The 21,984-nt window shown below is 42.8% G+C and carries 19 protein-coding genes; 9 read left to right on the top strand and 10 right to left on the bottom strand.

The window, feature by feature from the left end; all coding sequences use genetic code 11:
* Positions 1–3: 3 nt before the first annotated feature.
* Positions 4–1,317 (bottom strand): UDP-glucose/GDP-mannose dehydrogenase family protein, encoded by a 1,314-nt coding sequence (locus QY309_16475; GenBank protein ID WKZ59446.1) that lies wholly within the window; start codon positions 1,315–1,317, stop codon positions 4–6.
* A 148-nt stretch (positions 1,318–1,465) separates the two neighbouring features.
* On the opposite strand from QY309_16475, the gene QY309_16480 reads away from it, so the two are divergent.
* The 4 genes from QY309_16480 to raiA all read left to right on the top strand — a co-directional run bounded on the left by QY309_16480 (position 1,466) and on the right by raiA (position 4,283).
* Positions 1,466–2,632, top strand: a complete 1,167-nt coding sequence (locus tag QY309_16480) for an acyl-CoA dehydrogenase (GenBank protein WKZ59447.1) — start codon at positions 1,466–1,468, stop codon at positions 2,630–2,632.
* A gap of 53 nt (positions 2,633–2,685) precedes the next feature.
* Positions 2,686–2,880, top strand: coding sequence for a 30S ribosomal protein S21 (gene rpsU, locus QY309_16485; protein WKZ59448.1), 195 nt, complete (start codon positions 2,686–2,688; stop codon positions 2,878–2,880).
* A 135-nt stretch (positions 2,881–3,015) separates the two neighbouring features.
* Complete coding sequence (locus QY309_16490) at positions 3,016–3,897, top strand: tyrosine-type recombinase/integrase (GenBank protein ID WKZ59449.1); 882 nt, start codon at positions 3,016–3,018, stop codon at positions 3,895–3,897.
* Positions 3,898–3,980: 83 nt separating this feature from the next.
* Positions 3,981–4,283 carry a ribosome-associated translation inhibitor RaiA gene (gene raiA, locus QY309_16495; GenBank protein ID WKZ59450.1) on the top strand — a complete coding sequence of 101 codons (303 nt, stop codon included), beginning with the start codon at positions 3,981–3,983 and terminating at the stop codon, positions 4,281–4,283.
* A gap of 77 nt (positions 4,284–4,360) precedes the next feature.
* On the opposite strand, the gene metK is transcribed toward raiA, so the two are convergent.
* The 3 genes from metK to QY309_16510 form a co-directional block, all read right to left on the bottom strand.
* The gene (gene metK, locus QY309_16500) at positions 4,361–5,617 is read right to left on the bottom strand and encodes a methionine adenosyltransferase (protein WKZ59451.1); all 1,257 of its coding nucleotides are present in this window, start codon (positions 5,615–5,617) and stop codon (positions 4,361–4,363) included.
* A gap of 80 nt (positions 5,618–5,697) precedes the next feature.
* Entirely contained in the window at positions 5,698–6,408 is a 711-nt protein-coding gene (locus tag QY309_16505) for an SAM-dependent methyltransferase (protein ID WKZ59452.1), read from the bottom strand.
* Positions 6,398–7,162: an alpha/beta fold hydrolase gene (locus QY309_16510; protein WKZ59453.1), complete on the bottom strand. Its 765-nt coding sequence runs from the start codon at positions 7,160–7,162 to the stop codon at positions 6,398–6,400. The genes QY309_16505 and QY309_16510 overlap by 11 nt, the downstream gene beginning before the upstream one ends.
* A gap of 73 nt (positions 7,163–7,235) precedes the next feature.
* On the opposite strand from QY309_16510, the gene lysA reads away from it, so the two are divergent.
* Positions 7,236–8,468 (top strand): diaminopimelate decarboxylase, encoded by a 1,233-nt coding sequence (lysA, locus tag QY309_16515; GenBank protein WKZ59454.1) that lies wholly within the window; start codon positions 7,236–7,238, stop codon positions 8,466–8,468.
* A 1-nt stretch (position 8,469) separates the two neighbouring features.
* On the opposite strand, the gene QY309_16520 is transcribed toward lysA, so the two are convergent.
* A complete protein-coding gene (locus tag QY309_16520) occupies positions 8,470–9,519 on the bottom strand; it encodes a PA0069 family radical SAM protein (GenBank protein WKZ59455.1) in 1,050 nt (349 codons plus the stop codon).
* A gap of 54 nt (positions 9,520–9,573) precedes the next feature.
* On the opposite strand from QY309_16520, the gene QY309_16525 reads away from it, so the two are divergent.
* The gene (locus QY309_16525) at positions 9,574–10,467 is read left to right on the top strand and encodes a pyridoxal-phosphate dependent enzyme (GenBank protein WKZ59456.1); all 894 of its coding nucleotides are present in this window, start codon (positions 9,574–9,576) and stop codon (positions 10,465–10,467) included.
* Here QY309_16525 and QY309_16530 read toward each other — a convergent pair.
* Together QY309_16530 and radA are read right to left on the bottom strand one after the other, a co-directional pair.
* Entirely contained in the window at positions 10,464–11,072 is a 609-nt protein-coding gene (locus tag QY309_16530; protein ID WKZ59457.1) for a DUF5698 domain-containing protein, read from the bottom strand. The two genes, QY309_16525 and QY309_16530, sit on opposite strands and share 4 nt — an antisense overlap.
* Before the next feature lie 39 nt (positions 11,073–11,111).
* Positions 11,112–12,488 (bottom strand): DNA repair protein RadA, encoded by a 1,377-nt coding sequence (radA, locus tag QY309_16535; GenBank protein WKZ59458.1) that lies wholly within the window; start codon positions 12,486–12,488, stop codon positions 11,112–11,114.
* Positions 12,489–12,703: 215 nt separating this feature from the next.
* Here radA and QY309_16540 point away from each other — a divergent pair, with 215 nt between their 5' ends.
* Positions 12,704–14,539 carry a DUF3857 domain-containing protein gene (locus QY309_16540; GenBank protein ID WKZ59459.1) on the top strand — a complete coding sequence of 612 codons (1,836 nt, stop codon included), beginning with the start codon at positions 12,704–12,706 and terminating at the stop codon, positions 14,537–14,539.
* A 2-nt stretch (positions 14,540–14,541) separates the two neighbouring features.
* Entirely contained in the window at positions 14,542–16,449 is a 1,908-nt protein-coding gene (locus QY309_16545; GenBank protein WKZ59460.1) for a DUF3857 domain-containing transglutaminase family protein, read from the top strand.
* Between the two features lie 79 nt (positions 16,450–16,528).
* On the opposite strand, the gene QY309_16550 is transcribed toward QY309_16545, so the two are convergent.
* Together QY309_16550 and QY309_16555 are read right to left on the bottom strand one after the other, a co-directional pair.
* Positions 16,529–17,221, bottom strand: coding sequence for a hypothetical protein (locus QY309_16550; protein ID WKZ59461.1), 693 nt, complete (start codon positions 17,219–17,221; stop codon positions 16,529–16,531).
* 7 nt (positions 17,222–17,228) lie between these two features.
* Positions 17,229–18,035: an SDR family oxidoreductase gene (locus tag QY309_16555; protein WKZ59462.1), complete on the bottom strand. Its 807-nt coding sequence runs from the start codon at positions 18,033–18,035 to the stop codon at positions 17,229–17,231.
* An 89-nt stretch (positions 18,036–18,124) separates the two neighbouring features.
* On the opposite strand from QY309_16555, the gene QY309_16560 reads away from it, so the two are divergent.
* Positions 18,125–18,985: a lysophospholipid acyltransferase family protein gene (locus QY309_16560; GenBank protein WKZ59463.1), complete on the top strand. Its 861-nt coding sequence runs from the start codon at positions 18,125–18,127 to the stop codon at positions 18,983–18,985.
* On the opposite strand, the gene QY309_16565 is transcribed toward QY309_16560, so the two are convergent.
* Entirely contained in the window at positions 18,982–21,915 is a 2,934-nt protein-coding gene (locus tag QY309_16565) for a DEAD/DEAH box helicase (GenBank protein ID WKZ59464.1), read from the bottom strand. The two genes, QY309_16560 and QY309_16565, sit on opposite strands and share 4 nt — an antisense overlap.
* Positions 21,916–21,984: the final 69 nt, after the last annotated feature.

Here is a 21,984-nt window from a genome sequence, read left to right on the forward strand (position 1 = left end):
GTACTAGTTTTTTACGATTTCACGGCCTACGCTATAGTAAGTGAACCCAAGTTCACGAATATTTGAGGTGTCGTATATATTCCGGCCATCAAAAATAGCCTTATTATTCATCAATGACTTTACACGGTCAAAGTCGGGTGTGCGATACTCCGGCCATTCGGTAGCGATCAATAAGGCATCAGCCTTATTCAAGGCATCATAGGGATTGGTGTGGTAATGGATTTTATCACCCAAAACCTTCTTCACATTTTCCATGGCTTCGGGATCATGCACATGAACCTCAGCTCCTTCTTTTAACAACAGTTCAATATTCAACAACGCAGGTGCTTCACGAATGTCATCGGTTTGAGGCTTGAACGAAAGACCCCACACGGCAATGCGTTTACCTTTCAAACCATCTTTGAAATGTTCCTTCATGCGGTGAATCATTTTTGTTTTTTGATTCTCATTCACTGCCATCACCGCATCTAAAATTTTGAAATCGTACTTCACTTGTTGAGCCGACTGTGACAGGGCCTGAACATCTTTCGGGAAGCAACTTCCGCCATAGCCAATTCCGGCAAATAAGAATCGTTTACCAATGCGGCTATCAGTGCCCACACCTTTACGTACTAAATCGACATCCGCACCAAGTCGCTCACACAAATTGGCGATCTCATTCATGAAGGTAATCTTGGTAGCCAAAAACGCATTCGCTGCATACTTGGTAAGTTCTGCCGAAGGCTCATCCATCACAATAACCGGGTTGCCCTGCATTACATATGGTGCGTAAAGTGTTTCCATAATTTTTCGGGCACGTGGTGAACGTGTTCCAATAACCACACGCTCCGGTTTCATAAAATCTTCAACCGCCAAACCTTCGCGCAAAAATTCCGGATTGGAAACCACATCGAATTCAACCTTAGCTCCTTCAGCAACTTTTTTACGAACCAGTTCTGCTGTACCTACCGGCACTGTACTCTTGTTAACTATAACTGTATAGTTCTCCAGCATCGGTCCTAGATCACCGGCCACTTTCAACACATATTGCAAATCTGCTGAACCATCAGCACCTGGCGGTGTAGGCAGCGCCAGCATAATTACCTGCGCATCTTTAATACCTTCCTGTAAACTAGTGGTGAAGAATAATCGATTCTCCTTTACGTTTCGCTCGAAAAGCGTTTCAAGACCGGGTTCGTAAATTGTGACTTTGCCGCTTCTGAGGGTTTTGACTTTTTCGCTGTCAATGTCGACACAGGTTACAGTATTGCCGGTTTCTGCAAAACATGTTCCGCTTACCAAACCTACGTATCCTGTTCCAATTACTGCAATTTTCATGGTTTAGGGTTAAAAAAGACCCCAAAACTAAAGCTTTTAATGGGTTTTCGAGGGGGTTCGCAAAGATTTAAACCAACAAACTAACATTCGTTTGGTTCTTCCGTTAAATGTGTACCTTCGTGTCCCTAAAATTTTAAAAACAGAATTAATGGAAGTAATGACAGATAGCCTAAGCATTTCTTTTACAGAAAGTGAAAATCAACAAATGATCGCCCAAATGGTGCGCGATTTTGGTAGCCGCGAGATCAAGCCCTTCATGATGGATTGGGATGAATCGCAGGAATTCCCGATCGAAATGTTCAAAAAGATGGGATCGCTCGGTTTGATGGGTGTTTTGGTTCCCGAGCAATATGGCGGTGCAGGTTTTGGTTACCTTGAATATGTTACAGCAATTGCTGAGTTATCGAAGATTGATGGATCAATCGGACTCTCGATGGCTGCGCACAATTCCCTCTGCACGAACCATATTCTTCAATTCGGAACCGAGGAACAAAAGCAAAAATACTTACCCAAACTAGCCACAGCAGAATGGATTGGCGCGTGGGGCTTAACCGAGCCTAATACGGGCTCCGATGCAGGGAACATGCGCACCGTTGCTGTAAAGGATGGTGACTATTACGTGATCAATGGTGCTAAGAACTTCATTACGCATGGTAAATCTGGAAATGTAGCTGTGGTAATAGTGCGTACTGGTGAGGTTGGTGACTCACGAGGCATGACAGCTTTTGTTATCGAAAAAGGAACTCCGGGATTCTCGGCAGGAAAAAAAGAAAACAAGCTAGGTATGCGAGCCTCAGAAACCGCTGAATTGATTTTCTCCGATTGTCGTATCCATAAATCGCAAATGCTGGGGCAGGAGGGAGAAGGATTTATACAGGCTATGAAGGTATTGGATGGTGGAAGAATATCCATTGCCGCACTCAGCTTAGGTATTGCGCAAGGTGCCTTTGAAGCCGCCCTGCAATACTCCAAAGAAAGACATCAGTTCAACAAGCCAATCTCTACATTTCAAGGCATTGCCTTTAAGCTTGCCGATATGGCAACCAAGGTAGAAGCAGCAAAACTGTTAACCTACCGGGCGGCCGATATGAAAAACAAAGGGCTGAACGTGAACAAAGAATCGGCTATGGCCAAGTTGTATGCCTCCGAAATTGCCGTTGAAATAGCCAATGAAGGCGTACAGATTTTTGGCGGCTACGGCTACACCAAGGATTTCCCGGCCGAAAAGTATTACCGGGATGCCAAGCTTTGCACCATCGGAGAAGGCACCTCGGAAATCCAGAAACTAGTGATTTCAAGGGCTATTTTGAAGTGATTTTGCATATTTGATACCTTATTTGCTATATTTGCAGCCCAATTTAGAATAACATGCTAGTAGTAAACATTAAAGAGAACGAATCAATTGACAAGGCCCTGAAGCGCTTCAAAAAGAAGTTTGAAAAAACGGGTGTTTTGAAGGAATTACGCTCCAGAACATCTTTTGAAAAGCCTTCTGTAAGACGTAGAAACGAAATTATTCGTGCCGCTTACCGCGAGCGCATGAAAGGCCAGGAGACTGCTTAATAAACATCGAATTAATACTGCCGTACAGCCTAGCAGCTTTGCGGTATAGAATATCTTCTTAATCCCCACGGAGGCTTTCTCCTTGGGGATTATTTTTTTACATTGGTACTACTTGACGGACTGGTGTAGTACTGCATGGTTGAAACGTTTTTAAAATACCTCCAATACGAAAAACGCGTGAGCAAACATACGCTCACGGCCTACCAAAACGACCTGGACCAGTTTCAAGCATTTATTCAGGAAGTGTTCCCGGATCATTCACCCGAAACTGCCGACTATGGCATTGTACGTTCCTGGATTATTCAGCTAGTTGATAGCGGAATTAAAGCAACTTCCGTAAACCGAAAAATTGCCAGCCTGAAAACCTTCTATAAGTTTCTGATGCGTCAGGAGGTCATCAAAAAAAATCCGATGACCAAAATACGGGTGCTGAAAATACAAAAACGCCTACCCTCCTTTGTGAAGGAGGCAGAAATGATAAACCTGCTGAATGCGGTTGAGTTTGAAGATACGCTTGACGGCTGGCGCGATAGACTTATTCTGGAATTGTTTTACTCTACCGGCATTCGTTTGTCAGAACTGATCACGCTAAAAGAAGTTCAGGTAGATGCAACCCATAATACCATTAAAGTTTTAGGAAAAAGAAACAAAGAAAGACTAATCCCTTTTCCCAAAAGTATCGTTTCTATCTATAAGAACTATCTCAAGATTCGGAACAAGGAAGTGGATATGAAAAGTCATGGGTATGTTTTTGTTACGGATCCTGGTGATCCGTGTTACCCGATGATGGTGTATAGAATTGTGAAGCGTTACCTGAAGGAAAATACCAATACCGAAAAGAAAAGTCCGCATGTTTTGCGACACACGTACGCGACACACCTGTTAAACAAAGGTGCGGAGATCAATGCCGTAAAAGACTTGCTTGGCCACAGCAGTTTGGCCGCTACGCAGGTGTATACACACAACTCCATGGAAAAAATTAAAAAGGCCTATGATCAGGCCCATCCGAAAGCTTAAAAATTTATGCCTATGAAGTGATTACTACGTGTTTTGTGCTGGTGGAAACCAGAATTGATGTTTAACCTTTAAATTAATTTTTTATGAAACTGAAAGTGCAATCCATCCACTTTGATGCCGACCGCAAGCTTGTTGATTTTATTCAAAAGAAAGTTGACAAGCTCGAAACATTCTTTGACCGAATGGTGGATGGTGAGGTTTTCCTCAGGCTGAACAACGAAGGTGTTGAAAACAAAACCGTAGAAATCAAGCTCAACCTTCCGGGGAATCAACTCTTTGCCACAGAAAAGGCGCGCTCATTCGAGGCCGCTACCGATCAGGCAACGGAAGCACTGAAAAATCAATTGAAGAAGTTTAAAACTAAAGTGAACAACGGAAGAGCGTAATTCTTTTATTTAGATTCAAAAAAAATCGCCCCTTGGTTATTCTGAGGGGCGATTTTGTTTTAGATGCGTTATAGCAATCAGGCTAACTTAAATACCTTCTTTACCTGTTCCACATAGTCCAGCTTTTCCCAAGGAAACAATTCTACCTTTACGCGCTTTTCCGTTTTTCTTCCTTTGTTGAAAACTTTCTCTACCACTTTTGTTTCCCTACCCATATGTCCGTATGCTGCAGTTTCAGCATAAATAGGCGTGCGCAACTTAAAGCGTTGCTCAATAAAATATGGACGCATATCAAAAATCTTTTCCACGCGTTTTGCAATTTCTCCATCGCTTACATTCACCTTGCTGGTACCGTATGTATTTACGTACAATCCAACTGGTTTCGCAACGCCAATAGCATACGCGACTTGTACCAATACTTCATCGCATACACCGGCTGCTACCAGGTTCTTGGCAATGTGTCGGGTAGCGTAAGCTGCTGACCGGTCCACTTTGGAAGGATCTTTTCCTGAGAATGCGCCTCCACCATGTGCACCTTTGCCTCCGTAGGTATCTACAATAATTTTTCTTCCGGTTAGTCCCGTATCGCCATGCGGGCCACCGATCACGAACTTACCCGTAGGGTTAATGAAGTATTTAATCTCACTGTTGAAGAGCTTATGGACACGCTTCGGTAATTTCTTCATTACGCGTGGTACCAAAATGTTGATTACATCTTCCTTGATCTTCTTCAACATCGGACCATCCTTATCGAAATCATCGTGCTGAGTGGAAACCACAATGGCATCAATGCGTACCGGCTGGTTGTTGTCATCGTATTCAATCGTTACCTGCGATTTTGAATCTGGACGCAAGTAGGTCATCTGTTTTCCTTCTCTGCGGATAGCAGCCAGTTCACGTAACAGGGAATGTGCAATCTCCAATGGAAGCGGCATGTAATTGTCCGTTTCGTTAGTAGCGTAGCCGAACATCATACCTTGATCACCAGCACCTTGCTCTTCTTTCTTTTTACGCTCAACGCCTTGATTAATATCGGGTGATTGTTCGTGAATAGCCGAAAGAATACCGCATGAATTGGCTTCGAACATGTACTCGCTTTTGGTGTAGCCGATCTTGCGAATAACTTCACGGGCAATGTCCTGAACATCCAGGTAAGCCTCCGACTTCACTTCACCGGCAAGTACCACCTGACCTGTAGTTACCAACGTTTCGCAGGCAACTTTCGAGTTGGCATCGTATGCTAAAAAGTAATCAATAAGGGCATCAGAAATCTGGTCAGCTACTTTGTCGGGGTGGCCCTCAGAAACAGACTCTGAGGTGAATAGATACGGCATATTTTCTTTGATTAGGGATTTAGTGCATGATTTAAGTCGGCAAATTTAGCCGAATGCCGGTAAAACCAAAAACGGTATTTTCAGGCCAGAAACAGAAACACAGCAGGCAGTTTAGGCCAGGACTCAGAAGCCTTTTTCCAATGCTTAACGGGCATGGTTTGAATAGATTCTTTCTTACCCGTTACATCAATGGCCACACAAAGTCGCGTTTCATCTTGCAGTGTTTTTAACAAAGCTGAAAACAAGGCATTGTTACGATAGGGGGTTTCAATGAAAACCTGTGTTTGGTTTTTTTGTCGAGATTCCTGTTCCAATGCCCTTATGGTTTTACGACATTCTGCCGCATCAACAGGAAGATATCCGTGAAACGCGAACTGTTGTCCGTTTAATCCTGAAGCCATCAATGCAAGCAAAAGAGAAGACGGCCCAACCAATGGCACCACACGAATTCCTTGTTGATGCGCATACGCAACCGCCAATGCACCAGGGTCAGCCACTCCCGGGCAACCCGATTCGGAAAGTACGCCCACATCGTTACCATTACCGAGAGGCGAAAGCATCTCAGCAAACTCGGTCTCGCTCGTATGTTTATTGAGCACTGAAAATTGAAGGTCTTCAATCGAAGGAAATATCTTCAAACTACTCAGGTATCTTCGGGCAGTGCGCACATCTTCGGCTAAAAAATGCCGGATGTGTTGAATGGTGTCGGTAACGTGTGCAGGAATTACCTGACCGGCCGTATCATCCGCAATGGTTGTGGGTATTAAATAAAGTGTTCCTTTACCCGGCATTCAGAAAAGATAAAACAACCTGAACAAATTCTTCGGGCTTCTCGGCCTGTACCCAATGCCCGGTTTCCATGGTTACCAATGTGGCGTTAGGGAATATTTTCTTGATCGCCTCCCGATCTTCATCCAAAATATAATCCGACTTACTGCCACGAATAAACATCGTCTTCTTTTCGAACACTCCTTCAGTCACCAAGCCACCGCTGATCATTTCCAGGCTTTGATCAATTACCGGTAAGTTGATTCGCCAGCCAAAACCGCCTTCGGATTTGCGCATCAGGTTCTTCAATAAGAACTGTCGTACGGCCTCACTTGAAATATGCGGAGCTAACGCATCGTTTGCTTCCTGCCGCGATTGAACTGAATCGATGGGTACGGCTTTCAACCCTTCAACAATATGATCGTGCCGAACATCATATGCCTTTGGTGCAATGTCAACCACGATCAGTTTATCCAGTTTATCCGGATGTGCCAGCGCAAAATTCATGGCCGCCTTTCCACCCATGGAATGGCCGATGATTACCGGATTATCAATGTTGTGCTCCTGAATAAAGTTGAGAATATCTTCGCTTAATACGGTATAGTTGAATTCGTTGCTGTGCGGTGATTGACCATGATTGCGCTGATCGACCACCCAAACATGATAGTGTTCGCCCAACATCTTTGCCTGTGGCAGCCAGTTATCCGATGAACCCATTAACCCATGGAGGATAATCATCTGTTTACCTTGTCCGTATTCGCGGTAGAATAATTTCATTCCTCAAAAATAAGCAATCCAAATCCATGAACCGGAATAGGGGAGTATATTTGAGTTTTAATGACCACGAAACATGGAACTCAGAGAAGGTTCGTACTTTATTCAAAACGTAAAAGCCCTTGATATTGCCGAGCAGTTTGGCACACCGGTGTATGTGTATGATGCTGATAAAATTGTGCAGCAACTTAAAACGTTGAAAACCGCTTTCGCAGATGCCGATGTTAGGATCAAGTATGCGGTTAAAGCCTTATCTAACCTATCCATTCTCCGGTTACTGAAAAAAAATGGTTCAGGGGCTGATGTGGTGTCTATTCAAGAGGCACACCTGGCATTAAAAGCCGGATTTGAACCATCTGAAATTATGTTTTCACCAAACTGTGCCGACTTCAGTGAAATTGAAGAAGCCGTAAAACTTGGGTTGGTGGTAAACATTGATAACATTCCGTTTCTGAAAAAATTTGGATCACAATACAGAAGCTCTTACCCCTGCTCCATCCGGTTAAACCCGCACATTATGGCGGGTGGAAACATCAAAATATCAACCGGGCACAGCGATTCGAAGTTTGGTATCTCGGTGTACCAGCTACAGCAGGTAATGGAAGTCGTGAATCAATACAACATTAACATTCAGGGCTTGCACATTCACACCGGTTCGGACATAACTGAAACCGATGTGTTTCTGAAAATGGCGGATATCTTTTTCAGTGTGGCAAAGGATTTTCCTGATCTAAAGTTTATTGATTTTGGTAGTGGATTTAAAGTGTCCTATAAGGAAGGAGATAAGGTTACGAATGTATTTGACCTTGGCTTGAAGCTTACCGAATCCTTCCGCCAGTTCTGTGAGCAATATGGCAGAAAACTGGAGCTATGGTTTGAGCCCGGCAAATTCATTGTAAGTGAATCGGGGCATTTGTTAGCCAAAACAACCTTGATCAAATCAACCCCTTCCACCACGTTTGTTGGTGTTAACACGGGTTTGAACCACCTTTTGCGACCGATGATGTATGATGCCTATCATCATATTCTGAATATCTCCAATCCGGCAGGTGAGGAAAAGTCATATACCGTTGTTGGCTACATCTGCGAAACCGACACCATCGGTGCTGACAGAAAATTAAACGAAGTACACGAAGGCGATATTCTGGCGATAAAAAATGCTGGAGCTTACGGTTTCTCCATGGCATCAAATTACAACTCGCGTTTGCGACCTACTGAGGTTTTGGTGATTAATAATGAGGCCAAGCTTATTCGGGAGCGTGAAGTCTTTGAGGATTTGCTTAAAGGCCAGGTTGAAATAGAATTATAATTCAAAACAAACTCAGGTTTCCTCCTTTTCTGAATTTTGAAAGATCATAAGGTGGCATGTGTCTTCCTGCGAGGTATTTCCTTTTTGATGCCTTGAACAATTGATGAATCGTTTCGGCAAAGTTTCCTTCACCCGTCATTCTTCTCCCGAATTGTGAATCGTTTACCTGGCCACCATGCATGGCAGAAATTTGATTCCACACTTTATCGAAACGATCAGCGAAATTTTTTCGCAGCCAGTCTTCAAAAAGTTGCCCAATGGATCCGTTAAGTCGCACGATTGTCATACCTGCAGCCAAAGCGCCATGGTCAGCGGCTGCTTTTAGTAAGGAGGGGATTTCATGATGATTCAATCCTAGAATAATCGGGGCAGTCATTACTCCAACGGGTATTCCTGCATTCGCCAACGCCTCAATTGTTTTCAGTCGTTTGGTTGCACTGGCTGTGCGCGGCTCCATCATTCTTCTTAAATCCTCATCCAGCGTAGTGAGCGAGATGTATACATGAACGAGGTTGTCTTGTGCCAGATCTGTGAGCAAATCCAGATCGCGCAAAATCAAACTGTTTTTGGTAATCATACCCACTGGGTGTCTGTACTGCGCAAAAATCTTCAGCAGCCCTCGGGTGATTTTAAATTTTCGCTCCAATGGTTGGTAACAATCTGTATTACCGGAAACAGCAATCGGAACAGGTTGCCAGTCCGGATGAAGTATGAATTTCTCCAGCAACTTCGGGGCGCTTTTCTTTACCATGATTTTACTTTCAAAATCGAGGCCAGCACTGAATCCGTAATATTCGTGTGTGTTGCGCGCATAACAATAAATGCATCCGTGCTCACAACCCTGATAGGGATTGAGTGAATACATCATGCCCAGATCAGGACTGGTTATTTTGTTTACAATCTTCTTCGCCTGCTCATAAAGAACCTGCGTGGTTGGTGCTTCCATTAACGGCTCATCAAGCCCTTCAACATGCTCGGTTACATAGCTGGCCTTCAAAAACCGGTTTTGTGTTTTTATCTGTGAACCCCGACCTTTTATATATTCATCCATAGCAACAAGTTCTCAAACTACCTTATCCGCACTCACTTTAAAAACATTTTTAACTTGCACGACAGAAGTTGTCAGACCTTGTTAACCTATAGACCAACCACGATACAGGAAATTCATGATCCGCTGTTTGATCAGGCGGGAGTTCGTGTCTTAGTCAAGCGAGAAGATTTGAATCATCCTTATGTTTCGGGAAACAAGTGGTGGAAACTGAAGTATAATCTGCAAGAAGCAAAAAAGCTGGGGCACAAAACATTGCTCACCTTTGGTGGCGCCTACTCCAACCATATTTTTTCAACCGCTGCCGCAGCACATGAGTTGGGCTTTGAAAGCATTGGTATCATTCGTGGTGAAGAAGTACTTCCGCGTAATCCAACATTAAGCTTTGCAAAAAGTCGTGGAATGAAACTGAAGTATATATCGCGTGAAGCGTACAGGCAGAAAACAAGACCGGAGCTTATTGACAAACTCCACAATGAGTTTGGTGACTTTTACTTAATCCCTGAAGGGGGCACCAATGCATTGGCTGTAAAGGGTGTTGAAGAATTCGCACAAACACTGAGAGATGGGTTCGATTATTTGTGCTGTGCAGTGGGTACAGGGGGGACTTTGGCGGGATTGGTGAACGGCACACCTCCAGACAAAACGATACTTGGGTTTTCGGTACTTAAGGGTGGAGGGTTTTTAAGGGATGATGTTGAAAATCTGATTGGAGAAGATTTTGCAAATTGGAGTATCAACGAAGACTTTCATTTTGGCGGTTACGGTAAAACCACTGTTGAATTAAATCAATTCATTATTGATACATATACTTACCAAAATCTTCCGCTCGACAAAGTTTACACGGCTAAAGCGTTTTATGGATTGCGTAGTTTAATTGCATCAGGAAATTTCAAAAAGGGATCCACTGTTCTTTTTTTACACACAGGTGGCCTTCAGGGCAACAACTAAACCCTTCTTCTATCTTTTAACCAACTCGCTATACTCCACCGCGTACTTTCCTGCACCACCGCACCACTTTCAGCTGCACGATTAACTTTTTCTACGGTATAAAAAGCTGTAGGCAATATGCTTTTCATTTTGGTGAGCAACTCTTCCAAGTTCTCACGAGGCAGTACCGTAAACACCAGGCTCTCGGGGCCATCAAAGCCTTCCGAATCCACACGCGTATACCGAAACTGCTGGCTGTTTAAAAATGTGATCAATTCGCTAATATCCTTACGGGTTATAATCCGCACAATCACCTTGCCATAGGCAATGCGTTCTTCAATCATCATCCCAACCAGAATACCCATGGCAAAGCCTCCCGGATATGCAATGTAACACACCCAGTTATCGAGGTGTTCAAAAATCTGACGGATGGCCATCAGCCAGATAAACGATTCAAAAAAACCAAGCAGCGTTGCCGTTACCCTACGGCCACCCAACACATAAATAATCCGGATGGTGTTGATGGAAACATCCATGATCCGCGCCAGAAAAATGAGCAGCGGAAGAATGACATACGCAAACAGGTTCTCGGGTAGCCCCAGGGTTTCGGTAAAGAATGTTTCCATAAAATAAATTGTGTGTAAAGATGGTCGCCTGCGGGTATACTAACCAAACAGATCCTGAAAAACCTCTGTTAATTTTCCGAACGACTTCACCGCGATTTTTGTCTTCTTCAAGTCAACCGACTTTTGGCCAAACCGGGAAATGTAGATTTCCGTAAACCCGAGCTTCTCCGCTTCTGAAATGCGTTGATCAATCCGGTTCACTGCACGAAGTTCTCCTCCCAGGCCAACTTCAGCAGCAAAACAGATTTTTTCTGAAACCGGCAATTCCTCCAACGAAGAAATTACGGAAACACACACAGCCAGATCAATGGCCGGGTCTTCCACACGAATGCCTCCGGCCATGTTCACAAACACATCGTGTACACCCATTTTAAATCCGCATCGCTTTTCCAGCACAGCCAGCAACATGTTTAATCGCTTTTGATCAAATCCGGTCGGTGTACGTTGAGGCGTTCCATACGAAGCGGGGCTGACCAGCGATTGGATTTCAATCAATAAAGGGCGATTGCCTTCTATTGTTGCCCCAATAGTCGCACCACTCAACGGGCCATCTTTTTGGGAGATTAAAATTTCAGAGGGATTGGATACTTCGCGCAAGCCATTGCCCAGCATTTCATAAATGCCAATTTCAGATGTGGAGCCAAAGCGGTTTTTGGTTGTACGTAAAATGCGGTAAGCCAGGTGACGATCGCCTTCAAACTGAAGCACGGTGTCAACCATATGTTCCAACACTTTCGGTCCGGCCAACATGCCGTCTTTGGTGATGTGGCCAACCAGAAAAACAGGTGTGTCTGTTTCTTTCGCAAACTTCATGAGCTCACCCGCACATTGCCGTACCTGTCCGATGCTCCCTGCAGTTGAGTCAAGTATATCTGAAAAAAGGGTTTGAATGGAGTCGATAATCACCAACTCGGGTTGAAGTTGTTTGATCCCTTGAAAGATATTTTGTGTGTTTGTCTCCGTGAAGATGTAGCATGCATCGTTCTTTGATACAGACAACCGATCGGCCCGCATTTTGATTTGTTGCTCGCTTTCTTCACCTGATACATACAACACTTTCAAATGCTTTAAGGACAGTGCCAATTGCAACATTAAGGTCGACTTGCCTATACCCGGTTCACCACCAATAAGAATCAATGAGCCTGGTACAATGCCTCCTCCCAATACACGATTTAGCTCTTGATCGGGCGTAGCAACGCGGATTTCTTTACCTGATTCAATTTCCTGTATGGTGCGTGGCTTGTTGGCTCTTCGCTTCTCATCATCCTGATGCCAGCCCTGCCGAGCGGCAGATTCCTTTTTTACAACCTCTTCTGCAAACGTATTCCATTGGTTGCACGAGGGGCACTTCCCCATCCACTTGGGCGACTCATGCCCGCAGTTCTGACAGAAAAAAAGAGTTTTTGATTTAGCCACGGGGAAAAATTATTCTGCTAAAAATACAGGAAAAGTCACATGGGGTTTGTAAGAATTCCATTTTTAAGTTTTTTTGTTGAAATTAAGAGTCCCTAAACCAATTGTCCCCCATGAAAAAAACTATTGCAATAGTCACAATCTGCTGCTGTGCTTTCATTGCACTGTGTCAAAAATCGCCATTTAAGTTTGGTGATATTCCTACGGAAGATCTAACCATGTCAATCTATGATAAAGATTCTTCTGCTGCTGCTGTCGTATTATTTGATTTCGGAAAAGCGTACATCGGATTTAATGCTGCTGGTGCTGTATTAACCTTTGAGCGTCATGTCCGAATCAAAATCCTAAATAAAGATGGTCTCTCCTGGGCTGATGCATCCATTCCGCTTTACAAGTCCGGATCAAATGAAGAGCGTGTAATTGGCCTTAAAGCCGTTACATACAATCTTGAAAATGGGAAAGTGGTCGAATCCAAAATGAGCAAAGATGCCATCTTTAAGGAGAAGTTTAATCGAAGCATTAATCTTCAGAAATTCACACTTCCAAATGTGAAAGAAGGTTCAGTTCTTGAATATTCTTATACCGTTAGCTCTGATTTTCTAGCCAATTTCCCCAATTGGAAATTTCAATATTCCATTCCGGTAAAGCACAGCGAATACGTTGCCATTATTCCTGATTTTTTTATTATGGAGAAATATATGCAAGGTTATACTCCCGTAACCAACTATACTACCCAAAACAAATCTCAATCGGGTTACTCTGAGAAAGTCCACCACTGGATAATCTCACATGTTCCTGCATTCAAAGAGGAGCCCTTTATGACAAGTGAGGATGACTATGTTTCAAAAGTTAATTTCGCCTTGGCTTATATTAATTTCCCAGGGCAACCTTCTCAGGAAATTATGGGAACGTGGGAGAAACTTGTATCCAACCTCAAAGAGAGTGAATACTTTGGAAAGGTTATTACAGGATCCAACTACTTGAAAAAAACTGTTGAAGAAATTTTGGTAGGCAAAACAGATGAACTGGAAAAAATAGAGGCCATACACTCATATGTAAAAAACAATGTTGAATGGGACGGATATAAGGATTACACGGCCGAGAGTCCAAAAACGATTTTAGAAAGAAAGAAAGGAACATCAGGAGACATTAACCTGCTCATGGCATCCATGCTTGAAAAAGCTGGGTTTGAAGTTGACCTGGTTCTTTTAAGTACGCGTGACCATGGTTTTATCCGGAAGCCATATCCTATGTCGCGCCAGTTAAATTATGTAGTTTGTCGATTGTTGGTAAAGGACAAATTCATATTTCTGGATGCTACGGAAAAGTATATCCCCATTGATTTTCTTCCGGAACGATGCTTAAATGGTGAGGGCTTGCTAGTGTCCAATAAAAATACAGGCTGGATTAGCCTCGCTCCAAAAGCAAAATCTAAAAGCACAATTACTGCCGAACTCGCATTGAACGAAATGGCAGAACTTAATGGAACCATTACCTATTTGAAAGATGGTTATGATGCTGTAGCAACACGCAAACAAATTCTAAGTAAGGGGAAGGATGAGTATGTTAAAGATTTCTCTAAAAGGAAATCCTGGTCTGTGGAAAACAGTTCTTTTGAAAATACCGAGACCTTTGATAAGGCTTTTAAGGAACAACATTCCATTTCGTTAAATGATCACGCCACTTCGGGAGGTGATGTCGTTTACATTAATCCATTCATTGAGTCGCAGCTTGTAGAAAATCCGTTTAAAACGGAAAAACGGGAATACCCGGTTGACTATGGCAGTCCACAAGACAAAACCTATATGTGTAAAATAACTCTCCCTGAAAATTACGAAGTTGATGAATTACCCCAAAGTAAAGTAGTTGCCCTGCCAGGCAACGCTGCTCGTTTTCTGTACAATGTTTCGCTCTTAGGCAACACAATAAACATTACCAGCAGCTTTCAGATTAATAAGGCACTTTTTGTTCAGGATGAATATCCAAACATTCGTGAGTTTTATAATATAGTAGTGGCCAAGCAGGCAGAACAGATCGTATTAAAAAGGAAATAATTATGCGTCACATATTTCTCTTTGCAGCATTTCTGATCAGTCTGGTGGGCTTCGGTCAGAAAAAATATGCTGTTTCAGATATTCCAGAAGCCTTAAAAAGCAATGTCAATGTTGTGATCCGTGAAGATCACATGACCTATAAGCTCCACTCAGCCAGCAAGGCCACCCTTAGCGTCCATCAGGTGATCACTATATTAAATGAGGCTGGTAAACGATATGCACGCGAAATGGTGGGCTATGACAAACTCAGCAAAGTAACAACCTTTAAAGGAGTGGCTTACGATGCCAATGGAGCTGTAATAAAAAAGTTAAAGTCCAGTGAAATCTATGATCAAAGTGCCTTTGATGGCTTCAGTCTTTACAGTGATAACCGGTTTAAATCGGCTGACCTATCCCATGGATCATATCCCTACACTGTAGAATTTGAATATGAGGTTGAGTTTAAGTATGTATTCATCATTCCGGGTTCATACGTTTTGCCTGGCGAAAAGGTATCTGTTCAGAATTTTTCGTATACCCTGGTCTATCCCACAACCATAGAACCGCCCCGATATAAGGCATTCAACATTGAACAAGAGCCCATTATTACTCAGGAACCATCTGGCTTTGAAACTGTAAAGTGGGGTTTACAAAACATTATGCCCATTACTTTTGAACCCCACGGACCTCCACGGGAAGAATTACTACCGCACATTATTGCAGCCCCAACTGTTTTTGAATTTGATAATTATAAAGGGACCATGGAAAGTTGGGACAATCTTGGTCAATGGATCTCTTCATTGAACAAAGGAAGAAATGATCTCCTGCCCGAAACCCAGGAAAAAATAAAGGAGATTACTGCAAACTTGAAAACGAAAGAGGAAAAAGTAAAGGCCGTTTACGAATATCTGCAAAACAAAACGAGATATGTAAGCATTCAGCTGGGCATTGGAGGATTTCAACCCTTTGAAGCCTCTATGGTGGATAAGACCGGATATGGTGATTGTAAAGCGCTCTCAAACTATATGGTTTCTATGCTTGAAGCTATCGATATAAAAGCTTACTACACCTTAATCAAGGCCGGAGAGGGCGCTACTCAAATCAAAACTGATTTCCCGAGTTCGCAATTTAATCATGTGGTTGTGTTTGTTCCCAATGGAACTGACACTTTATGGTTGGAATGTACGAGCCAGACAAATCCGTTTGGATACATGGGGAGTTTCACAGGCAACCGAAAAGCATTGGCCATTACGGATGATGGTGCAAAGCTTGTTCATACCCCTGTTTACACAGAAAAAGAAAACTTGCAAATCAGAACTGCTGAAGTTATCGTGGGAATTGATGGAAATGCAAAAGCCAAAGTTCAAACCGTTTACAGTGGCCTCCAATATGAAAACGACAACCTGAATTTTATTCTTGGAAACCCGGAAGAAGAAAAGAAATGGACACAAAAAACAACACAAATTCCAAGTTTTGATATAAACAATATAGCTACCAGCAAATATGGAGATAAAATTCCGTCAGCTAAGGTTAACCTTGACCTTACACTTAAACGCCTTGTTACCGTAAGTGGAAAGCGGTTATTTCTTACACCTAACCTTATGAACCGCTCTGTATTTATTCCTGATAAAGTTGAAGAAAGGAAGACCAATGTATTCAGGCATATGGGCTATACTGACATCGACAGTGTTCGATACAAAATGCCCGAAGGTATTTATCCTGAATTTCTTCCTGAGCCCACCCGTATTACTTCCTCTTTCGGAGAATACGAAACCTCGGTTCAAATTGACAGGGGAGATGTGCTCTATGTCCGTAAGCTAAAGGTGTTTGAGGGTGAGTTCCCAGCAAAATCGTACACGGAATTGGTTGATTTCTTTAAATCTATCAATAAGGCTGATCATGGAAAACTTGTGTTCTTGACTAAAACCTAGAACCTGAAGATTCGATTATAATTAGAATACGGGGTTAGTTATACTGAACCCATGTGTTATGAGTGAAGTGATCTTTGCTTTATAAGTTCGTGTTTATAAAGGCAAACAAAGACTTGGCATAATGAAGATCAGTTAAATCAGCCTTGTTCGCTTTGAAAAATGCATTCAGTTCTTTTTCAATTGTTGGGAAAAATTTAATTATACCCCTTTTTGTTTGTGGTATTGTCTGTAAGACCGCACCCTCGGTAATGTAAAATGTATAAATTGTACGAAATTCATCATAGGGATTTCCACTAACGTTGTAAGCTCCGCCTAATTCTGCACGCTTAATCTCTTTCGACACTTTGCAGAAGAACGAGATGGTTCCCTCGGACAGGGTTAATAAAAAAGTTGGAACTCCGTCAACCGGAAGTTTTACAAATTCATACTCAACCAGTCCATCATGTAATATAAAACTCGCCACCAAATCCTTTCTCACAATCATGTTTGCCTTAGTGCGGTCACTTCTCGCAATAAGATTGTCAGAAACAGCATCATAGTTTATCAAAACATTTTTATAGTGCTCATCCTTCTTCAACTCAACCGTTCCTGGGCAATGGTCTTCAAGAAATGTTGGAAAACCCTTCACGCCCTCATATCGATTATCAAATGTTTGAATAGTGTTCCCTGAAAGATTAAAAGGAAAACTATTAGCGGGCAAGTCTGAAACATTTTGAGCCCATACCCTTTCGATACCAAAAAGGATTGATATTACAAGCAGAATTTCTTTCATAGCATAACTATTTAATCGGTGCATTAGCCTCACGTGCCATAGCGTTAAACACAAGCCGGTCTGCCAGCCACGGCCACCACTTGTTAAAGAACACAGCGAGCTTTCCCTCCAAAGTCAATATAATAATTTGCTTTCTCTTTACGGTAGCCCGATAAATGTGCCGGGCGCATTCTTCTGGTGTCATCTCTTTACTTTCTTCGCGGGGAGATTCCTTTTGCTCGCGGCCATCTGCCAATAAAGCACGCATCCGGATATTCGTAGAAGTGAACCCAGGACAAGCCGTTAATACATGAACTCCCTTTTTCAAGTACTCTGTCCGCAGCACCTCCAGAAAACCGTTGAGTGCAAATTTCGAGGCCGAATAACCTGTTCTTCCCGGCAATCCTCGGTATCCCGCAATGGAGGAAATGCCCACAATAGACCCTTTATTTTTTACAATTTCAGGTAAGCAATAATGCGTGGCATACAACGCACCATAAAAGTTAATATCCATTACCTTTTTAATTACCTCTATCTTCACATCCTCAAAGGCTGCCCGCATAGAGATACCGGCATTATTCACCAACACATCAATTCGCCCAAAATGACGAATCGTTTCTTCTGCCATTCTTTTGTTATCATCTTCCAGGCTAACATCGGCATGTATCCCCAATGCCTCAATTCCTGCAGCGCGTAGCTCTTCCTCGGTTGCCTTCAGGTCAGTGGCATTTCGTCCGGTAATCACAACCTTTGAGCCGTGACGACCAAATTCAAAAGCTAATGCTTTGCCAATGCCGGAAGTTCCTCCGGTGATAATAACAACCTTATCTTTCATATGCCTGAGCGATCCGAATAGGCTTTTCGCTCGTTTAGTCATCAAAAATAGTAATACTTATTTAACTTGTTGGCCGTTTAACAGTGAACATGTTTTTTCTCAAACTCATCTCACGTCTCCCCTTCACTGCCCTGTACATGGTGGCCGATTTCCTGTTTCTGTTAAGCTACCATGTGATACGCTACCGAAGAAGGTTAGTTAGGAAAAATCTTACAAAATCGTTTCCGTATCTTCCAAAAAATGAAATAAAAAAAATTGAACGGGAGTTTTATTTGAATCTCTGCGACTATGCTGTTGAAACCCTAAAGTTACTCACTATTTCAAAAGAAGAGTTGAAGGCCCGAATGAAGTACACAAACCCTGAACTGCTTGAAACGTACAAACAAAAAAATCAATCCATAATTCTCTTGTCTTCCCATCAGTTTAACTGGGAGTGGCTACTCGTTTCCGGAAATCTCTGGTTAAATATTCCGATCGATTTTGTCTACCAGCCCATCAACACAAAATTCGTTGATACGCTGATGCAAACCTGCCGTACGCACTTCGGTGGGTACGCCATCAAACGAGATCAAGTTGCTCGTGAACTGGTTAAACGAAAAAACATTTTAAGAGGAATTGCTATTGTTGCCGACCAATATCCGGGCCGAAAGCAAAACAGAAAATACGAGACCACCTTTCTTAACCAGGCAACGGTATTCTTTTATGGAAGTCAACAAATGGCTAACCTCACGCAGTACCCGGTGCTGTATGGATCGGTAAAAAAAGCGAAGCGCGGATACTACACCTGTACGCTGGTAAAAGTTGCTGAACCTCCCTATGCACCTGATTCGGAAGATGTCGTTAAAAACTATGCAAAGATTGTTGAGGAAGTCATACAAAAAAATCCTGCCGGATGGTTATGGTCGCATAACCGGTGGAAAAAACGGCATCTAAAACAGACTAAATCTTAAGCGAGCATCTGCTCAATATCCTCACGGGTAAGTTGCTTCATAATGCTTTCCTCTGTAGTAATGAGGTCACGTGTTAACTTAAGTTTCTTTTGCTGAAGCATGAGTATCTTTTCTTCTACGCTGTTCCGTGTGATGAACTTGTAGGTGAACACTTTTTTCTTCTGCCCAATGCGGTGTGCCCGATCGACCGCTTGCGCTTCAACGGCTGGGTTCCACCACGGATCAAGTATAAACACATAATCTGCTTCCGTCAAGTTCAACCCCAATCCACCGGCTTTAATGGAAATCAAGAAAGCCTTTACATTCGGATCTTTGTTAAAACGGTCTACCTGTTCTTTGCGATCAATGCTTGAGCCATCCAGGTATGCGTAATCAATTTTATGCGACTTGAGGTATTGCCGAACCAAAGTTAAATGCTTCACAAACTGACTAAATACCAAAACCTTGTGCCCTTCTGCAATGGCATTTTCCAGCATATGAATAATATCTTCCAACTTGCCCGAATCGCCTGCATACGATGGCTCTATCATTTTCGGATGATTCGCCAACTGCCTGAGTTTGGTTAAGCCTTCCAAAATCATAAACCGGCTGTTACCCATTCCCTCCTTGTCAATTAAGTCCAGAATTTTTCCACGGTAGTATGACTTCACTTCCTCGTAACGCTTTTCCTGCTCGGTTGTCATTACGGAGTATTGAATGTTTTCAACCTTTTCCGGAAGTTCAGTCGCCACTTGCGATTTATGCCTGCGCAACACAAAAGGCTTAATAATCGAATTTAATTTTTTGGATTTTGCTTCGTCACCCTTCTTTTCAATGGGCACCTGGTATTCTTGCCGGAAATATGTTTGAGAGCCTAACAACCCTGGATTGATAAAACTGATTTGCGACCATAAGTCCATCGTAGTGTTCTCCAATGGCGTACCCGTCAGCACCAGTTTGTAACGGGACTTCAATTCCCGAACTGCTTTGGCAATAATGGATGAAGGATTCTTAATGACCTGCGATTCATCCAGAATAACGTAGTTGAAGTAAAAGTTCTTCAGCAGCTCAACATCCAATCGGGTTATGCCATAGGATGTCAGTACAACATCATACTTTTCAAATCGCTTAATGTCTTTGTTACGCAATGTTCCGGTGTAGTTCAGCACCTTTAGCTCAGGTGTGAATCGGGAAGCCTCCATTTCCCAATTGTAAATCAACGAAGTTGGCATAATCAGCAAGGATGTCCCCCTTCCTGCCTCCTTCTCTGCCAACAGCATAGCCAGGGTTTGAACCGTCTTACCCAAACCCATATCATCCGCCAGGCATCCACCCAGTCTGAATTCATTCAGGAAGCGAAGCCAATTATATCCGGCCTTTTGATAGGGGCGAAGTTCGCCAACAAAACCTTCAGGCAAGGGATAATTTTTAATACCGCTAAACGAGCCAAGGGACCTGAGTTTTTCACTGATGTGTACTTTCGCCAGGTTGCCATCCTCCAGTTCCTTTACCAGGTTAAGATGATGTTTGCGCAACACCGGTTTTTCTTTGTCTCCTTCGGTTTCGCTCAAAGAAAACAAATCGGCATAGCGCGTTAACCAGGCTTCGGGAATGATGGCGATTTCACCATTAGGCAATTTGAATTCAACTTTTTTCTTCAGGATAAGCTTTCGCAATTCCTTAAATGGAATTTCGAACTCACCAAATCGGATGCGTGCGTGAATGTCAAACCAATCGATGTTTTCCTTTACTTCAACTTCAATAACCGCTTTGCCAACAAAATATTTTTTGTCATTGCTCTGCGGCTGACTGACCTCGAAGCCAAGGTTTAATAAATTAACCCGGTTTTCATTCAACCATGAAAAAGCTTCCGACTTTGCAATGGCCACATTGAAATCCTTCATGGGCAGGCCAAGCTTTTGAAGTGTACTTAAAAAGTTTTTTTCTGACTCGGCTTTGCGTTGTACACGATGGAAGACATAATCGTTATCGTGCTTCTCAACTGTTACACTTACCGGTACACGGTTTCTTCCCTGAAATTTATGCTTGCCATATTTAAAGGAAAGGTCAAACACAATCTTCCCTGATTCATCACTTTTATCTTCACTAGATTTAGAATCGAATAGTGTTCCGTTGTTTTGAACGGATGGCAACTCCGAAATGGTTAGTACGGGACGAGGATCGTATTCTGTCTTTATAATATCAAAGCCCTTCGCATCAATATCATCAAACGAGGCAATTAAAGGAGCTACAAATCTGTTGTAGTAGGTTTCTTCCAGGTTTTTTGGAATCACCACAAACTTCTTGCTCAGGAACGGTAGAAGTTTTTTACCGTCAACGTGCTTTTCAAAACCATACAACTTTCCGTTCATCACCATCCAGGCGGGTTCCTTACAAATCAAGTACGCTGTTGGATTCGGTAACTCCAGTTTCTTTCCTTCATAAAATAAGGTTGGAAAGTAGTTGGTACTATCATCGCTTCGCATAAAGTGAAACTGAATGGAAGCACGGCTTTCCATTACCTCAATTTTCCGATGCGTAGGCTCCCCATCATTACCAGTTTCAAACAATAATTTCCCCTTTAGAATTTCCAGCACCTCGGCCCGCTTGGTTTCCATGTGCAACTCTATCATCTCCTGCAGCCCTTCATTGCCCTTCTTCTTATCAAATACCTTGGGGAAGAATTCTTCCGGCTTCACTGGCTTTCCGGCAAATTTGCGGGCAACAGCATCCTGCTGCATGGCATCCATAAGCTTGATCAGCTCGAAATCACGATCGTCAAGACCTTTTGAAAACTCACGGGCATTCTTTGAAGAGATATTTTGGTGCTGATAGGTAAGTCTCCCCTTTTCATCCAAATGCACGATATAGGACTCAAAAAGAAAGCCCAGGTATTCGTGTTGGAACAACGAATAGATGATTTGAAACGGCTGAGACGCTGAAACCTTCATTATTTTGCCGTTTTTGGTCGATTTACTAAAAACGGAACTTCTAAAATAGGCTTTTCAGGATTCTGAAAA

This window comes from Cyclobacteriaceae bacterium (assembly GCA_030584025.1).
Taxonomy (GTDB): Bacteria; Bacteroidota; Bacteroidia; order Cytophagales; family Cyclobacteriaceae; genus UBA2336.

Excerpts from the sequence above, each read along its gene's own strand:
- QY309_16475 (WKZ59446.1), bottom strand. The coding sequence starts at position 1,317 with ATGAAAATTGCAGTAATTGGAACAGGATACGTAGGTTTGGTAAGCGGA.
- QY309_16480 (WKZ59447.1), top strand. The coding sequence starts at position 1,466 with ATGGAAGTAATGACAGATAGCCTAAGCATTTCTTTTACAGAAAGTGAA.
- rpsU (WKZ59448.1), top strand. The coding sequence starts at position 2,686 with ATGCTAGTAGTAAACATTAAAGAGAACGAATCAATTGACAAGGCCCTG.
- QY309_16490 (WKZ59449.1), top strand. The coding sequence starts at position 3,016 with ATGGTTGAAACGTTTTTAAAATACCTCCAATACGAAAAACGCGTGAGC.
- raiA (WKZ59450.1), top strand. The coding sequence starts at position 3,981 with ATGAAACTGAAAGTGCAATCCATCCACTTTGATGCCGACCGCAAGCTT.
- metK (WKZ59451.1), bottom strand. The coding sequence starts at position 5,617 with ATGCCGTATCTATTCACCTCAGAGTCTGTTTCTGAGGGCCACCCCGAC.
- QY309_16505 (WKZ59452.1), bottom strand. The coding sequence starts at position 6,408 with ATGCCGGGTAAAGGAACACTTTATTTAATACCCACAACCATTGCGGAT.
- QY309_16510 (WKZ59453.1), bottom strand. The coding sequence starts at position 7,162 with ATGAAATTATTCTACCGCGAATACGGACAAGGTAAACAGATGATTATC.
- lysA (WKZ59454.1), top strand. The coding sequence starts at position 7,236 with ATGGAACTCAGAGAAGGTTCGTACTTTATTCAAAACGTAAAAGCCCTT.
- QY309_16520 (WKZ59455.1), bottom strand. The coding sequence starts at position 9,519 with ATGGATGAATATATAAAAGGTCGGGGTTCACAGATAAAAACACAAAAC.
- QY309_16530 (WKZ59457.1), bottom strand. The coding sequence starts at position 11,072 with ATGGAAACATTCTTTACCGAAACCCTGGGGCTACCCGAGAACCTGTTT.
- QY309_16540 (WKZ59459.1), top strand. The coding sequence starts at position 12,704 with ATGTCAATCTATGATAAAGATTCTTCTGCTGCTGCTGTCGTATTATTT.
- QY309_16545 (WKZ59460.1), top strand. The coding sequence starts at position 14,542 with ATGCGTCACATATTTCTCTTTGCAGCATTTCTGATCAGTCTGGTGGGC.
- QY309_16550 (WKZ59461.1), bottom strand. The coding sequence starts at position 17,221 with ATGAAAGAAATTCTGCTTGTAATATCAATCCTTTTTGGTATCGAAAGG.
- QY309_16555 (WKZ59462.1), bottom strand. The coding sequence starts at position 18,035 with ATGAAAGATAAGGTTGTTATTATCACCGGAGGAACTTCCGGCATTGGC.
- QY309_16560 (WKZ59463.1), top strand. The coding sequence starts at position 18,125 with ATGTTTTTTCTCAAACTCATCTCACGTCTCCCCTTCACTGCCCTGTAC.
- QY309_16565 (WKZ59464.1), bottom strand. The coding sequence starts at position 21,915 with ATGAAGGTTTCAGCGTCTCAGCCGTTTCAAATCATCTATTCGTTGTTC.